Origin of the sequence: Halopseudomonas salegens (genome assembly GCF_900105655.1) — a bacterium.
Classification (GTDB): domain Bacteria; phylum Pseudomonadota; class Gammaproteobacteria; order Pseudomonadales; family Pseudomonadaceae; genus Halopseudomonas; species Halopseudomonas salegens.
This window is the reverse complement of record NZ_LT629787.1, coordinates 1902744-1919200: the sequence shown is the minus strand read 5'-3', so window position 1 is coordinate 1919200 and position 16457 is coordinate 1902744. Positions and strand designations below refer to the sequence as shown.

General features: G+C 56.8%; 13 protein-coding genes. 9 read left to right on the top strand and 4 right to left on the bottom strand.

All coding sequences use genetic code 11. The features are described 5' to 3' along the window. Positions 1-22: 22 nt before the first annotated feature. Together BLU07_RS08630 and BLU07_RS08625 are read right to left on the bottom strand one after the other, a co-directional pair. Entirely contained in the window at positions 23-517 is a 495-nt protein-coding gene (locus tag BLU07_RS08630) for a SprT family zinc-dependent metalloprotease (RefSeq protein ID WP_092386037.1), read from the bottom strand. A 72-nt stretch (positions 518-589) separates the two neighbouring features. Next, complete coding sequence (locus BLU07_RS08625; protein ID WP_092386035.1) at positions 590-1057, bottom strand: flavodoxin family protein; 468 nt, start codon at positions 1055-1057, stop codon at positions 590-592. A gap of 289 nt (positions 1058-1346) precedes the next feature. Here BLU07_RS08625 and BLU07_RS08620 point away from each other — a divergent pair, with 289 nt between their 5' ends. Together BLU07_RS08620 and ggpS are read left to right on the top strand one after the other, a co-directional pair. Next, on the top strand, positions 1347-2606 hold the full coding sequence (locus tag BLU07_RS08620; protein WP_092386033.1) for an MFS transporter: 1260 nt from the start codon (positions 1347-1349) through the stop codon (positions 2604-2606). Between the two features lie 38 nt (positions 2607-2644). After that, entirely contained in the window at positions 2645-4900 is a 2256-nt protein-coding gene (gene ggpS, locus BLU07_RS08615) for a glucosylglycerol-phosphate synthase (RefSeq protein WP_092386031.1), read from the top strand. A 58-nt stretch (positions 4901-4958) separates the two neighbouring features. Here ggpS and BLU07_RS08610 read toward each other — a convergent pair whose 3' ends face one another. Further along, positions 4959-6821, bottom strand: coding sequence for a choice-of-anchor I family protein (locus BLU07_RS08610; RefSeq protein ID WP_092389712.1), 1863 nt, complete (start codon positions 6819-6821; stop codon positions 4959-4961). A 138-nt stretch (positions 6822-6959) separates the two neighbouring features. Between BLU07_RS08610 and BLU07_RS08605 the strand changes: the two genes are divergently transcribed. After that, positions 6960-7568 (top strand): DNA-J related domain-containing protein, encoded by a 609-nt coding sequence (locus BLU07_RS08605; RefSeq protein WP_157719156.1) that lies wholly within the window; start codon positions 6960-6962, stop codon positions 7566-7568. A gap of 149 nt (positions 7569-7717) precedes the next feature. Then, positions 7718-8317: a Yip1 family protein gene (locus BLU07_RS08600; RefSeq protein WP_092386026.1), complete on the top strand. Its 600-nt coding sequence runs from the start codon at positions 7718-7720 to the stop codon at positions 8315-8317. A gap of 104 nt (positions 8318-8421) precedes the next feature. Here the strand turns inward: BLU07_RS08600 and gltA are convergent, their stop codons facing one another. After that, positions 8422-9696, bottom strand: coding sequence for a citrate synthase (gltA, locus tag BLU07_RS08595; protein WP_092386024.1), 1275 nt, complete (start codon positions 9694-9696; stop codon positions 8422-8424). A gap of 347 nt (positions 9697-10043) precedes the next feature. Here gltA and sdhC point away from each other — a divergent pair, with 347 nt between their 5' ends. From sdhC to BLU07_RS08565, 5 genes are all read left to right on the top strand, one after another. Further along, entirely contained in the window at positions 10044-10430 is a 387-nt protein-coding gene (gene sdhC / locus BLU07_RS08585; protein ID WP_092389710.1) for a succinate dehydrogenase, cytochrome b556 subunit, read from the top strand. Next, entirely contained in the window at positions 10424-10792 is a 369-nt protein-coding gene (sdhD, locus tag BLU07_RS08580) for a succinate dehydrogenase, hydrophobic membrane anchor protein (protein WP_092386020.1), read from the top strand. The genes sdhC and sdhD overlap by 7 nt, the downstream gene beginning before the upstream one ends. Then, the gene (gene sdhA / locus BLU07_RS08575; protein WP_092386018.1) at positions 10793-12565 is read left to right on the top strand and encodes a succinate dehydrogenase flavoprotein subunit; all 1773 of its coding nucleotides are present in this window, start codon (positions 10793-10795) and stop codon (positions 12563-12565) included. Between the two features lie 11 nt (positions 12566-12576). After that, on the top strand, positions 12577-13281 hold the full coding sequence (locus tag BLU07_RS08570; protein WP_092386016.1) for a succinate dehydrogenase iron-sulfur subunit: 705 nt from the start codon (positions 12577-12579) through the stop codon (positions 13279-13281). Positions 13282-13573: 292 nt separating this feature from the next. Further along, positions 13574-16429, top strand: a complete 2856-nt coding sequence (locus tag BLU07_RS08565; protein WP_092386014.1) for a 2-oxoglutarate dehydrogenase E1 component — start codon at positions 13574-13576, stop codon at positions 16427-16429. Positions 16430-16457 lie beyond the last annotated feature (28 nt).

Sequence of the window (16457 nt, the reverse complement as noted above, 5' to 3'; positions counted from 1 at the left end):
GATTGGTCCGGGAAGACGCTTCTTAGCGCAGGTTCTGCTGCGCCTGGCCGGTGAAATGCAGCAATTGACTGCAACGGGTGCACTGATAACGACGCCCCTTGATAACCCAGCGGTGTCGTTGCGGGGTGAAATGCACCGGATTGGGGCAGGCGCAGCGATAAAGGTACTCGGTGGTGCGTCTTTGGGGCACGCTGTAGCTGTGACAACGTTGCGCTGGCAGACCAAACAGGTCGCGCATAATGGATTGCCACTCGGGTCCATGGGGGCGAATGCGTTGGCCAAATAATGCATGGGCAATCAGATGGGCAACTTCATGCGGCACTGTCTGCTGCAGGAAGTCCTCGCCGTGCCGCTCATACATGCCGGCATTGAAGCGCAGCAAGCGTCTATCCAGATAGGCGATGCCGGCTTTTTGTCCACGTAAATCCAGGCGCACCTCGGGGCGTTCAAAGCGCCGGCCAAAGTGGCTTTCAGCCTGCTGATAACACGCCTCTAGGCGCTGCATGAGCTCATTCATGTTGGCTATTATACGGCTGAAAGGCCTGTTCCAGAAGGCTTTTGTCAGGAAGTTTGGCCGAGGCTGCCAGGATCAGAAAATGTCGGCATCCAGGCCGGCGGACATATACAGCCCGAGCTCTTCGGCCTGCGCAAGAAAATCGTCCTGCCAGTCACCCTTGAACAACAGCGGCTCCTGCACCCATTGCCAGCGCAGGCCAGTCACTATGGTCCTGATCGCCTGCAAGGTGCCCGTGCCGTCGTGGCCGGCGCGAACGTAGAGGGCGCAGGGGAGGCCCTGCTTTTGCTCCAGTACCGGGTAATAGCAACGATCAAAAAAATCTTTCAGGGCGCCACTCATATACCCGAGGTTTTCCGTAGTGCCCAGAATCACCCCGTCAGCGGCCAGCAGATCATCCGGCTGCGTTTCCAGTGGTGGCCTCCACACCGCTTCAACCGCTTCGATATCCTCATGTTCCGCACCTTTGAGGACGGCCTGAGCCAGTTTTCGCGTGTTCTCCGAGGGGGCGTGGGCCACAATCAGCAAGCGTTTTTTTGTCATGTCCGGCTCCTGGTCTGAACTGCCTTGAGCTCCATGCGACCTGAGTCCGGCCGGACTGTCAACTGGCACATCTCGCCATGGTTGGTTAGGCTGTGTTCAGGTAGCTGACTGCTGAAAGCAGTGCTTCAGCCACTGCATACCCCATAACAAATCCGGCTGGCCCTTTATCGGTGCTTGCTTTAGCTGGACTGGCGGCATGCCAGCCAGCGGTCAACGAGTTGCAATAAACAACGTTGACCCCTGCCCAAACCTGCCTGGAACCCCTCTATCGACTCAGGAGACAGGTCCCATGGTGAAATTGTTGTTCCCGATTACCGCCCTATTGTTCGGTATTGCCTTGTTACTCTTGGGTACCGGCTTGCTCAATACACTGCTGGCATTGCGTGGTGCTGGCGAAGGTTTTACTGACCAGATACTGGGGTTGCTCGGTTCGGCCTACTTCGTCGGCTTTATTCTCGGCACCTTGCTGGGGCCACGGCTGATCCGGCGTATGGGGCATATCCGGGCCTTTGCTTTTTTCGCGGCGGCAACCGCCGCCTGTGTCCTGCTGCATGTCCTGATGGTTAATCCATGGGTATGGATCGCACTTCGGGTATTGACCGGTTTCATGCTGGTCGGGATTTATACCGTGATTGAAAGCTGGCTTAACAGTCAGGCCCCGCAGGAGCATCGAGCCCGGGTTTTTTCCAGCTACATGGCTGTGAACCTGATGTCGTTGGCGGTGGCGCAGCAATTTCTGCACCTGGACAGCCCGATGACTTTCACGCTGTTCGCTCTGGCGGCGGTGTTGATGTGTCTGGCAGTGATGCCACTGGCCGCGACACGCTTGCCTCAGCCAGTGATTGGCGAAACGGCGCGGTTGCCATTGCGTACCTTGTGGCTGGCAGCGCCGGTGGCCTGTGCCGGCAGCTTGTTGTCTGGCCTGGCCATGGGTGGCTTCTGGGGCCTGGGGGCGGTCTACGCCGGGCGCATGGGCATGTCAGCCGGGGATATTGCCTGGTTTATTTCCCTGGTGATTCTGGCCGGCGCACTGTTGCAGTGGCCGATGGGTATGTTGTCTGACCGCGTGGACCGGCGTCTGGCGCTGGCTATCATTGCTGCCATTGCGACCTTTGGCGGCTTGATGATGGCGATACTGGGGCCCTACGGGCACTGGTTACTGGTGGCTGCAGCGGTCTTTGGTGGCGGTTCATTTGCCGTATATCCCAGTGTGGTCGCCCACATGATGGATCATCTGCATCAGGAAGAAGTGCTGCCGGGAAATGCTGCGCTGCTGATGTTGCATGGCGGCGGTGCCGCAGTTGGCCCGGCGCTTGCAGGGTGGTTTATGGGCTGGTGGGCACCACAGGCCCTGCCGCTGTTTTTCATGTTGATGTTCGGCATCAGCGCAGTGCATGCCTGGCAGCACTGGCGCAAAGGCAAGGACCAGATTGTCGAATCAGCGGCGCATTACGTGCCTATGGTGCGCACATCACCGGCTGTACTCGAGATGATGCTGGATGAGGAGCATGCTCCGCATCCTGAAACCCCATCCCGGACAGACGACTGAATGAGAAAAGCGTCTGTTCGGTGAGCAGGAGAATGCTGATGTTGTTAGCCACCGATCTGGACGGGACTTTTCTGGCTGGCGATCCGGAGAATCGCCAGCGCCTCTACCAACTGATTGCTGCCCACCCGGGTATTACCCTGGTTTTTGTTACCGGTCGTGGGTTGGAAGTGGTTGAGCCGCTATTGTCCGACCCGGCGATACCACGCCCGGATTACATCATCAGTGATGTCGGGGCGACCCTGGTGGATGGGCATAATTTGCAGCCGGTCTATCCGCTGCAACAGGAGATCGAAGCCAACTGGCCGGGTGAGTGGCCGGTGATGCGGGCACTGGAAGGCTTTCCCGGACTGGAGCGGCAGGAAGTACCGCAACAGCGCCGCTGTTCGTGGTTCTGTGAACCTGAGGCGGTGACTGACGCGCTGGTGGCGACAATCCAGTCCCTGGGGTGTGATGCACTGTTCTCTGCCGGCATGTATCTGGATTGCCTGCCGCGCGGGGTAAACAAGGGCAGTTCGCTCAAGCGCCTGGTCGAGCATGTCGGTGTGCCTTTTGATGATGTGCTGGTTGCCGGTGACACCCTGAACGATCTGTCGATGTATGAGCAGGGCTTCAAGGGTGTGTGTGTGGGTGAATCGGAAGCGGGCTTGCTGGATGCAACCGCTGATCGGGCGCGGGTCCTGCACGCACGCCTGAGCGGTTGCGGCGGTATCCTCGAAGCTTTCGGGCATTTTGGCTTCCTCGGCCCCCTGGGGGTGGATTCCGAATTGCCGGACTTGCAGGTCAAGGGCAAGTCTGAGCTGGTGATGGTCTATCACCGCCTGCCGTACGAAGAGGTGATGGAGCAGGGCAAGCTGATTCGTCGGCCGCCGACCTCACCCAACGGGATCATTCCCACCCTGCTGAGTTTCTTTTCGACGGATCAACCAGGAGCCTGGGTTGCCTGGTCGGTGCATGAGCCGCGGAGTGCAGTGCCTTTTGAAGTGCACACCAGTGTGGACAAGGAGCACTACCCCAAACTGACCGCCGCGCGCGTTGCCTTGAGCAAGCATGACGTCGATGTGTTCTACAAGCGTTTCTCCAAGGAAGCCTTCTGGCCAACCCTGCATACGTTCTGGGAGCGGGCAGTGTTCCGTGAGGATGACTGGGCGGTGTTTCTCAAGGTCAACCGGCTGTTTGCCGAGCGGGTAGCCGCAGAGGCTGCAGAAAACGCGGTCGTCTGGATCCATGATTACAATCTGTGGATGGTGCCGGCGTTTCTGCGGCCCTTGCGGGGCGACCTGACCATCGCTTTCTTCCATCACACGTATTTCCCCTCGGCAGATGTGTTCAATGTCTTGCCCTGGCGGCGGGAAATCGTTGGCAGTTTGTTGCAGTGCGACTACGTCGGTTTTCATATTCCCCGTCAGGCGGAGAATTTTGTCGACGTAGTCCGTGGCGTTGCACCGGTCGAAGTGCTTGAAACCCAGTCCTGTGCACCACGATACCGCACCTATGGTTGTGCCGTCGGGCTCGACAACATGACGACCCGGATCAAGGTGCATAACCGGCAAATCGGTCTGGGCGCCCATCCGGTCGGGCTGGATGTCGAGCGGGTTCGCAGTCTGGTGAATACCCGTGAGACTCAGGCCTTGATGAAAACCCTGCGTGAGCAATTGACCGGGATTCGTGTGGTGCTCTCGGTCGAGCGACTGGATTACACCAAGGGGATTCTGGCCAAGCTCGAGGCTTTTGAAGCTCTGCTCGAGGCGCACCCGGAGTTGGTCGGCAAGGTCACGTTGATTACTGTGTGCGTACCTGCGGCCAAGGAAATGACCATCTATGAGACCTTGCTGCAGCAGATCGAACAGGCGGTCGGACGCATCAATGGGCGTTTTTCCCAGGTTGGCTGGGCGCCGGTACAGTTTTTCTATCGCGCCATTCCGTTCAAGGAACTGATTCCTTACTACCTGATGGCGGATGTCATGTGGATAACGCCGCTGCGTGATGGCCTTAACCTGGTCGCCAAGGAATATGTCGCTACGCAGGGACTATGCGAAGGGCGTGGGGTGCTGGTGCTGTCCGAGTTTGCTGGTGCAGCAGCGGAGTTGCATGGTGCGCTCCTGACCAACCCACATGACCCGCACGATCTGCGTGACACCCTGTACGTCGGCTTGACGCTGGGTCGAGCCGAGCGCGAAGCGCGTATTCGCGAGCTATTCAGCGTTGTCAGTCACTTCGATATTCGTCACTGGGGAGAGGGCTTTCTGACGGCGGTACGGGACAGTCGACAGCGGCAGGAAGAGAATGAGGTTTAATCCCGGGTAAGTGGGGCAAGGTGCCGGACCGGGGAAAACAGCCGGCACCTTTCTACAGTCAGTCAACCAGCTGGTTGACCTGATAAATCACCGTAGTGCCGCTGACTTCGTTGCCGACGATCAGCAGGGCTTCACCATTCGGTGAGTCTGCAGCGTCGACGAAAACCAGACCTTCCGGACCCAGGTCGCCGACTTCAGCCAGGTTATCTTCGGGATCAAGGATGAAGTTTTCCCGGGTGTTGTAGTAATCCATGAAGGTCGGAGCGCTCGGGTTGCTGACATCGTACACAAGAATGCCGCCCATACGCTCAAGGCCGATAAAGGCAAAGGTTTTCTCACCCAGCGTAGCTATGGCTACCCCTTCAGGTTCCGGCCCCTTGTTATCAGAGCGGTTGCCGAAGCTGTCACCTGAAGAATGATTGGAGTTGAAGAAGTCCTTGCATGGAATGCTGCGTTCCGACCCTGCCATGCACTCGTCACTGGCAATGAACTGCTCGATTTGATCACGGGAATCCCAGACCAGGTTGCCATCCTCATCCCAGACAGCAAAAGAGCGGCCACCAAAGGCAAATATCTGGTCGTACATCAGACGGTCACCCGCCGGGTTTTCGGTGCCGCTGGCGTCGAACAGTACCGGGTTGCCGCTGGCATCTTTCCGGTAGCCATCGACCCAGGAGACAGTCAAGCGCCCCAGCATCTCATCTTCGCGGCAGTCTCCGGGCTCCCCGGCACTGGCGCCACAGTAGGCAAAAACGTCAGGGTTGAGCAACGCACCATTGGCCAGCTGGTTGAGTTGCGCCGGCATGTCATCACCAACGCGGCGCGCAAAGCCATTGCGATGCACCAGGTGCTTGAGGCGTATTTCTTCGACAAACCCCTGGCTTGCATCTCCATCCCAGTAAGCCTGGTTGTCTTCTCCCCAGGCCCGGGCATCACCTTCGTTGGCGGTGACAATGTAGGTTTGGCCATCCACGGTGTAGCTGCTGATGCTGTCCGGGTGATACATGCCGACCAGCCCCGGCCAGGTGCGGATATTGATCTCGTCTTCATCGTCACTGGCTGCAAGGCCATTGCCCGGCAGGCCGTGGTCCTTGAAACCCAGCGGCAAAATATCGGTAATGGTGGCGCTGGCGACATCCAGCCTGGCCAGGGCGTTGTTTTCCTGCAAGGCGACCCAGGCGGTGGTGCTGTCTGCGCTGACGGTAATGTATTCCGGCTCCATGTCCTCTGCCACCGACGCGTTCGGTCCGAAAATGCGGACCCCGGCATCCTGCAGTGCCTGTCGCTGTCCATTGAACGCCGAGAAATCAGCGGTTCGGACGTTGCTGATGCTGCTGCCATCGAGGCTGATCACGGTTACCGAACCCTCGGGATCGATCTGATAATCGTCGCTGGGCTCGCCCTCGTTGGCCACCAGCAAGTGGCTACCGTCCGGGCTGAAAACGAGCATGTCGGGCTGTGCGCCAACTTCGGTCAGGCTCAATCGTTCCAGGGTCGTGGCATCATAAATGGCGGCATAACCCGGCTCGGTTTTCGGGCTGGCTTCAATAGCCACTGCCAGCAGACCGTTGAAGTAGGCCACACTGTTGACCACGGCATCTGCCGCAACGTCATCCACAGTCAGGGTACTCAGGTAGGCCGGGCTGGACAGGTCACTGGCATCAAGAATATCAACGGCACCATTGCGGGCGTTGACGACAAAGATTTGCCGGTTCTCCGGATCATAGACCGGTATTTCCGCAGCGCTGACGTCGTACTCCCCGGCGCTGTAGCGGCCCAGCAAACTCAATTGAATCCGCTCGGGAGTGATTACCTGGGGTGGAGTGACATCGTTGCTGTCGGAAGAACTGCCGCTGGAAAGGCAGCCGGACAAAAGGGTGGCGGTCAGTACCGCCAGTCCCGGTATCATCGCTCTGTTCATCTGGATATCCTGCAGTCTGAAATTGAAGGCTCTATCAAACGCAATGTTGATGAACGGGTAATGACACTTTGCTGACATTTCCTTCAATCTGCGGTGTTTTATCCGAACTGTATTGGCTAAACTGAGGCGATGAGTGCCGTGCAATTGCAACCAGAAGACTTGCTGCCAGCTGATTTTTCGGCCAGGTTGCTGAATCTGCTGCGCACTGTTCCGCAAGGTATCGACGAGTACGGCCTGATCAAGCAGCTGGCTGTCGAGTTTCCCGCATCCCCCTTTGCTGTGCCTGGCGCCCTGCGTGAGCCACTCAGCTTGTTTCAGCTGCATTTTTTGCTCTTTCACGAGCTGTACAAGTTGGCGGACGAAGTTGCCGGCCAAGGCCAGCAACTGGATATTCATGCGCTGACGATTCGTCTGGGGCCCAGGTTGCCCGGGTATGCAGGGTTGCAGCGAGAAGACCCGATGCGCAGCTACTATCTTGACTGGGGGCAATGGGTTGAGACCAATGCCGATGACGTCGAGCGCTTGCTGGGTGATTTTTTTCAGGGACGATCCAGCATTCCGCCTGCTGAACATGCGCGTGCCCTGAGGCTGTTTGGCCTGCAAGAGCCGGTTACTGCCGGGCAGATCAAGCGACGATACCGGCAAATGCTCAGTCAGCATCATCCCGATCGGGGCGGTTCAACGGCGGATGCACAAGCGATCAATGATGCGTTCTTAATTCTTCAACGCTATTACGGGAAGGTTTGAAGTCGCGAATCTCTCTAAGGTAAGCGACACTTTTTATACTGAATTTGGCTATAGTCCTAGACAAGGAGGATGCGACAAGAGGTCGCACCTTCTGTCCTCGCTGGCACAACGATTGCTGGTGGGCTGAATAATAATCAGGAGGTCAGACCATGATCCATCACGTATTGGGGTTGTTCACTCATCCGGACCAGGAATGGAAGGATATCAAGGGTGAAGACGAAACGATCGGCCATATGTATCTCACGCATGTGCTCATACTTGCCGCCATTCCGGCGGTTTCAGCCTATATTGGCACCACTCAGGTTGGTTGGAGTATCGGTGGGTCCGAGGCAGTCAGGCTGACTCAGTCCAGTGCTCTGCAAATGACCGTACTGGCGTACCTCGCCATGCTTGTCGGCGTTGCCGTAATGGGTGGCTTTATTCACTGGATGGCGCGTACCTATGCCTCCACCCCGACGCTGAATGACTGTGTCGTGTTTGCCGCCTACACGGCGACGCCGCTGTTTCTTGCCGGTGTTGCCGGTCTTTATCCGAGCCTGTGGCTGGGCATGCTGGTTGGCATCGCCGCCATTGGCTACACGACCTTCCTGCTTTATCAGGGTATCCCGATTTTCATGGGTATTTCCAAGGAAGAGGGCTTCATGTTCTCCAGCTCTATCCTGGCGGTTGGCCTGGTCATGCTGGTATCCATGATTGTCACCTCGGTGATTTTCTGGGGCCTCGGGGTCGGGCCGGAATACATGAGCTGATTTAGTGTCGGAACATGTGAATTGACAGACATTAAAAAACCCCGCTTTCAGGCGGGGTTTTTTAATGTCTGGCTTGCTCTTGAAGACATGTCTGAGCAGCGGATTTACTTCGTCGGATAATCGCGCTGGGTCGAGCCGGTATACAGCTGGCGCGGACGGCCAATCTTGTACGGGCCGCTGATCATTTCGTTCCAGTGCGCGATCCAGCCAGGTGTGCGACCGGTAGCGAAGATCACGGTAAACATGGACGCCGGGATGCCGATTGCCTTGAGGATGATACCTGAGTAGAAATCAACATTCGGGTACAGGTTGCGCTCCTTGAAGTAAGGATCGTTGCGCGCAATTTCTTCCAGCTTCATGGCCAGTTCCAGTTGCGGATCGTTGATCCCCAGTTCGGCCAGCACTTCATCGCAGGTCTGCTTCATTACCTTGGCGCGCGGATCGAAGTTCTTGTAAACGCGATGCCCGAAACCCATCAGTTTGAACGGGTCGTCCTTGTCTTTGGCCTTGGCGATGAATTTCTCGATGTTCGAAACGTCACCGATTTCATCCAGCATGCTCAGTACGGCTTCGTTGGCACCACCGTGAGCAGGCCCCCAGAGAGCGGCAATGCCCGCAGCGATGCAGGCGAAAGGGTTGGCACCAGAGGAACCGGTCAGGCGTACGGTCGAGGTCGACGCGTTCTGTTCGTGGTCGGCATGCAAGACAAAGATGCGATCCATGGCCTTGGCCAGTACCGGGTTGACTTTCTTCTCTTCACAGGGTGTGTTGAACATCATGTGCAGGAAGTTCTCCGAGTAGGAGAGGTCATTGCGCGGATACATCAGTGGCTGGCCCTGGGAGTACTTGTAGACCATGGCTGCCAGCGTCGGCATCTTGGCAATCAGGCGAATGGCCGAAATCTGTCGGTGCTTGGCGTCGTTGATATCCAGCGAATCGTGGTAGAAGGCAGACAGTGCACCAACAACGCCACACATGATGGCCATCGGGTGTGCATCGCGACGGAAACCATTGAAGAATGTTTTCAGCTGTTCATGCACCATGGTGTGATTGTTGATGGTGCTGACGAACTCGGCCTTTTCGGCATCCGTGGGCAATTCACCATTGAGCAGCAGGTAGCAGGTTTCCAGGAAGTCGGCATTCTCGGCCAATTGCTCGATCGGATAGCCGCGATGCAGAAGGACACCTTTTTCGCCATCAATGTAGGTGATCTTTGATTCACAGGATGAGGTGGCCATAAAGCCTGGATCGAAGGTAAAGAAGCCTTCGCCGGTCAGCCCGCGTACGTCGACGACGTCAGGGCCGAGTGTTCCGGAATAAACAGGCAGGTCAATGGGGGCAGCGCCCTCGATGATCAACTGCGCCTTCTTGTCAGCCATTGATGGCCTCCTTAAATTGCTGGTATCGAAAGTGTGACCCCCCACGCAGGGCCCGCATCACTATAAGGTGATAAATCGGTTTGTCAATTATACCGATTGTGAATGGATATCGGGTCAATAAAAAGCTTTTATTATGCCTCTGGAATTGAACGCCCAGCGGCCATGCAGACGCATTCTGCAAAGCTGCGAAGGGTCCGGCGCATTGTAATAAGGGGGGCAAGTCTCTATACTCCATCACCGGCAAAATGACCTTGGCACAGAGCTGTATAGTGCGCAAAAACAAGGCATTGGGGTACCCAAAAGCGTGCACCTTCCAATAATCCAGCCCTGACCTCAGGGCCATGAGTGTGAATATAGCCGTGAATAGCAAAAGACCTGTCAACCTAGATCTCAGGACAATCAAGCTTCCTGTAACCGCTTATACGTCAATTGCTCACCGTATTTCGGGCGTCATCCTGTTCCTCTTCATTGCTGGTTTGCTTTGGATGCTGGATACATCGTTGAGTTCCGAAGCTGGTTTCGAGCAAGTTCAAGACTTCCTGCAGAATCCCCTGGCCAAGCTGGTCGTCTGGGGTGTGCTGTCGGCGCTGCTTTATCACCTGATTGCAGGTATTCGTCACCTGGTGATGGATGCGGGCATCGGTGAAGAGCTGGAAAGCGGCAAACTGGGCGCGAAGATCGTGATCGTGCTTTCCGCCATCTGCATTGTTCTCCTGGGGGTCTGGGTATGGTAACCAACGTCACCAATCTGTCGCGCAGCGGTCTTTACGACTGGATGGCGCAGCGTGTTTCCGCGGTTGTCCTGGCAGCCTATGTGTTGTTCCTGCTTGGTTTTCTGATTTTCAATCCGGGTCTGACCTATGCTGAATGGCAAGCACTGTTCAGCCAGAACTGGATGCGCATCTTCAGCTTGCTCACACTGGTGGCCCTCAGCGTTCATGCCTGGGTCGGAATGTGGACTATTTCCACCGACTACCTGACTCCCATGGGCATCGGCAAATCCGCGACCATCATTCGCTTCCTGTTCCAGGCGTTGTGTGGTCTTGCCATGTTCGTGTTCTTCGTCTGGGGCGTGCAGATTCTTTGGGGTATCTAAATGGCTAATATGCGTACTTTGACTTTTGACGCCATCATTATCGGTGGTGGTGGGGCCGGCATGCGTGCCGCGTTGCAATTGGCTCAGGGTGGTCACAAGACTGCTGTGGTCACCAAGGTGTTTCCGACCCGTTCGCACACAGTGTCGGCCCAGGGCGGCATCACTTGCGCCATTGCCTCTGCTGATCCGAATGATGATTGGCGCTGGCACATGTATGACACCGTCAAGGGCTCCGACTATATCGGCGACCAGGATGCCATTGAGTATATGTGCTCGGTGGGCCCGGAAGCCGTATTCGAACTCGAACACATGGGGCTGCCGTTTTCGCGTACCGAGCAGGGTCGCATTTATCAGCGTCCGTTCGGTGGCCAGTCCAAAGGTCCGGATGACCCGACTCAGGCCGCGCGTACCTGCGCTGCCGCTGACCGTACCGGTCATGCGCTGCTGCATACGCTGTATCAGAACAACGTCAAGCACAACACCACCTTCCTCAATGAGTGGTACGCGGTCGACCTGGTGAAGAACCAGGATGGTGCCGTGGTGGGTACAATCGCCATCTGTATTGAAACCGGTGAAACCGTTTATATCCGTTCCAAGGCCACGGTACTGGCCACCGGCGGTGCCGGGCGTATCTACGCCTCCACTACCAATGCGTTGATCAACACCGGCGACGGTATGGGCATGGCCCTGCGTGCTGGCGTGCCGGCGCAGGATATGGAAATGTGGCAATTCCACCCGACCGGTATTGCCGGTGCCGGTACCCTGGTAACCGAAGGTTGCCGTGGTGAAGGTGGTTACCTGATCAACAAGGACGGCGAGCGTTTCATGGAGCGCTACGCGCCCAATGCCAAAGATCTGGCTGGTCGTGACGTTGTTGCGCGCTCCATGGTCAAGGAAATTCTCGCCGGCAACGGCTGTGGTCCGGATGGTGATCACGTCATGCTCAAGCTGGATCACCTCGGTGAGGAAGTGCTGCACAGTCGCTTGCCGGGTATCTGTGAGCTGTCCAAGACCTTTGCCCACGTCGATCCGGTCACGGCACCGATTCCTGTGGTTCCGACCTGTCACTACATGATGGGCGGTGTCCCGACCAATATCCATGGTCAGGCGATTACCCAGGATGCCAGTGGCAATGACAAAATCATTGAAGGTCTGTTTGCCGTCGGTGAGGTGGCCTGCGTATCCGTGCATGGCGCCAACCGCCTGGGTGGCAACTCGCTGCTGGATCTGGTGGTGTTCGGTCGTGCGGCCGGCTTGCATCTGGAAAGCGCACTGAAGGACGGTATCGAATACCGTACCGCGTCCGAGTCCGATATCGAGACGTCGCTGGCCCGGCTGTCCGGCCTTAACGGGCGTACCGACGGTGAAGATGTGGCTCCGCTGCGTAAAGAGCTGCAGAGCTGCATGCAGAACTACTTCGGTGTATTCCGTACCGGCGAGTTCATGGAAAAAGGCATCAAGCAACTGGCTGACCTGCGCGAGCGTATCGAGAAGGTCAAAATCAACGACAAGAGCCAGGCGTTCAATACTGCGCGTATCGAGGCACTGGAGCTGCAGAATCTGCTCGAAGTGGCTGAAGCAACCGCAATCGCGGCCAACCTGCGTACCGAAAGTCGTGGCGCCCACGCGCGCGAAGACTATGAGGACCGGGATGATGAGAACTGGCTGTGCCACAGTCTGTTCATGCCCGAGAGCAAAGAGCTGAAGAAGCGGGCCGTCAACTTCACGCCGAAAACAGTGCCAACCTTTGAACCTAAAGTACGTACCTACTAAGGGTGACCGATATGTTGCAAGTCAGTGTTTATCGTTATAACCCGGAGAGTGACAGCGCTCCGTATATGCAGGATTTTCAGGTCGATACCGGTGGCAAGGACCTGATGGTGCTTGACGTACTGGCCCTGGTCAAAGAGCAGGATGTCGGCATGTCCTATCGTCGCTCCTGCCGTGAGGGTGTGTGCGGCTCCGATGGCATGAATATCAATGGCAAGAACGGACTGGCATGCATCACGCCCTTGTCCGACGTAGTGAAGAACAACAAGCTGGTGTTGCGTCCATTGCCAGGTTTGCCGGTAATTCGTGACCTGGTCGTCGATATGAGCATCTTCTACAAGCAATACGAGAAGGTTCAGCCGTATTTGCAGAACGACACGCCGGCGCCGGCTATCGAGCGCCTGCAGTCGCCGGAAGAGCGTGACAAGCTGGATGGTCTGTACGAGTGTATTCTCTGTGCCTGCTGTTCCACGTCATGTCCTTCGTTCTGGTGGAACCCGGACAAGTTCATTGGTCCAGCTGGTTTGTTGCAGGCTTACCGCTTCCTGGCGGATAGTCGTGACACCAAAACCGATGAGCGTCTGGCTGCACTGGATGATCCGTTCAGCGTATTCCGCTGCCGCGGCATCATGAATTGCGTCAATGTGTGCCCCAAGGGTCTTAACCCGACCCGGGCGATCGGCCACATTCGCAACATGTTGCTGCAAAGCGGTACCTGAGTCTGCACAGACTGAACCTGTGCCGGCGCCTGCTATAGGGCGCCGGTTACACAGATCGGGCTGTAGCCCAAAAAGCCGCAGCCTGTTTTAGTAGCACAACCAACAGGGACAATCGGGTAACACCCGAACTATCTGTCGGGGCCGGCAAATTCCGGTTTGGCAGAATATGGTTGGCAGGGTTATCGGCAGGGACAATGCGGTGCCCTATAACATGTTCTGCGCGGAAGGCAGGTGACTGCCAATTAATGGTCTTTGCGCCAGGTGGTGTCCCCCTTTATGAGGGTGACCAAGCATGTCAGACAGCGATATGCAGCAGCTGTGGAGTACTTCCCATCTATCCGGCGGGAATGCCTCCTATGTTGAAGAGCTTTACGAGCTCTACCTGCAAGATCCGAACAGTGTTGCCGATGAGTGGCGCAGCTATTTCCAGAAGCTGCCCCAGGTCAATGGCCATGCTGCCACGGACGTTTCCCACTCCGCCGTACGCCATCAATTCCAGCTTCTTACCCAGAACAACCGCCGCCCGGTAGCTGCCACCAGCAGCTCGTCCGCAGGCGCGGTCAGTGTCGACCACGAGAAGAAGCAAGTGGATGTCCTGCGTCTGATCCAGGCCTATCGAATGCGTGGCCACCAGGCAGCGCGTCTGGATCCGCTCGAGCTCTGGCAGCGGGAAGAAATCGTTGATCTGCAAATGTCCGACTATGGACTCACCGATGCCGACCTGAATACCGTGTTCCGCACCGGTGAACTGCAGGACGGCAAGGACGAAGCCACCCTCGCTGATGTCATGGAAACCCTGAAGTCGACCTACAGCGCGACCTTCGGTGCCGAGTACATGCACATCGTCGATTCCAATCAACGTCGCTGGTTTCAGCAGCGACTGGAAAGCGTGCGTGGCAAACCGACCTTTTCCGTGGATGCGCGTCGCCACCTGCTTGAGCGCCTGACCGCGGCAGAGGGACTGGAAAAGTATCTGGGCACCAAGTACCCGGGCACCAAGCGTTTTGGTGTCGAAGGCGGTGAAAGTCTGATTCCGATGCTGGACGAGATCATTCAGCGCACCGGTTCCTACGGTACCAACGAGGTTGTTATCGGCATGGCTCACCGGGGTCGCCTGAATGTGCTGGTCAACATTCTCGGCAAGAATCCGCGTGAGCTGTTTGACGAGTTTGAAGGCAAGAAGAAGGTTGATCTGGGCTCCGGTGACGTCAAATACCACCAGGGTTTCTCATCCAACGTAATGACCTCCGGTGGTGAAGTCCATCTGGCCATGGCGTTCAACCCTTCGCATCTGGAGATCGTGTCTCCGGTGGTTGTAGGCTCGGTACGCGCCCGTCAGGACCGCCGCAAGGATAGCGATGGCAACAAGGTTGTGCCGATCAGCATCCATGGTGATGCGGCCTTTGCCGGCCAGGGCGTGGTCATGGAAACTTTCCAGATGTCCCAGACCCGGGCTTACAAGACCGGTGGCACCATCCATGTCATCGTCAATAACCAGGTCGGTTTCACCACCAGTCGTCAGGATGATGCGCGCTCCACCGAGTACTGCACCGACGTCGCCAAGATGATTCAGGCACCGATTTTTCACGTCAACGGTGATGACCCTGAAGCGGTGCTGTTCGTGACCCAGCTGGCGGTTGATTACCGCATGCAGTTCAAGCGCGACGTGGTGATCGATCTGGTTTGCTACCGCCGTCGTGGACACAATGAAGCTGATGAGCCCTCGGGTACCCAGCCGCACATGTACGCCAAGATCGCCAAGCATCCAACCACGCGTGAAATCTATGCCGAGCGCCTGATTGCTGAACAGGCCCTGACTGAAGAGGGCGTTCAGGAAATGTTCGAAGACTATCGAACAGCCCTGGATAACGGCGATCACGTGGTCAAAAGTCTGGTCAAGGAGCCGGATGTCAGCTCCTTTGTCGATTGGGCACCCTATCTGGGCCACAAGTGGACCGCGCGCCACGATACCCGGTTTGACCTGAAGACCCTGCAGGAATTGGCAGGTCGGCTTAATACCCTGCCCGATGGCCTGGTGTTGCAGCGTCAGGTGAGCAAGATTGTCGAGGATCGGCGCAAAATGGCGGCGGGAGCTCTGGCAATCAACTGGGGTTTTGCCGAAACCATGGCGTATGCCACTCTGCTGCATGAAGGTCATCCCGTGCGGATCAGTGGCCAGGATGTGGGCCGCGGTACTTTCTCGCACCGCCATGCCGTATTGCATAACCAGAAGGGCGATCTGGGCGATGCCTATGTCCCGCTGGCCAACCTGGATGCCAATCAGCCGCGCTTCGATATCTATGATTCGCTGCTGTCGGAAGAGGCGGTGGTCGCTTTTGAGTATGGCTACGCCACCACGACACCCAATGTGCTGGTGATCTGGGAAGCCCAGTTTGGTGATTTTGCCAACGGAGCACAGGTGGTCATCGACCAGTTCATCACCAGTGGCGAGCACAAGTGGGGCCGTCTGTGCGGTTTGACCCTGCTGTTGCCGCATGGTTATGAAGGCCAGGGCCCGGAGCATTCCTCAGCACGACTGGAACGCTTCCTGCAGTTGAGTGCAGAACACAATATTCAGGTCTGTGTACCCTCGACGCCGGCACAGGTCTATCACATGTTGCGTCGTCAGGTCATTCGCCCGCTGCGCAAGCCGCTGATTGCCCTCACGCCGAAATCATTGCTTCGTCACAAGCTGGCGATTTCCAGCCTCGAAGATCTGGCCGATGGCTCCTTCCAGCCCGTCATGCCGGAATATGACGAGCAGGATGTGAAAAAAGTTGATCGCGTCGTAATGTGCAGTGGCAAGGTGTATTACGATTTGCTGGAGAAGCGGCGCAATGAAGAGCTGAACAATGTTGCGATCATTCGCATTGAGCAGCTCTATCCATTCCCGGAAGAGGACCTGGCCGAGGTTCTGGCGCCTTACAAGAACCTGAAGAAGGTCGTCTGGTGTCAGGAAGAGCCGATGAACCAGGGTGCCTGGTATTGCAGCCAGCATCACATGCGTCGGGTACTCGCCGATCACAAGGTAAAAGAATTGTATCTGGACTACGCTGGACGGGAAGCCTCGGCTGCACCGGCCTGTGGCCATCCATCGATGCATGCGGAACAGCAAGAAAAACTGCTCGAAGACGCGCTGAAAGCGTAAATACCGGCAGACGACAAGACGAATCGAT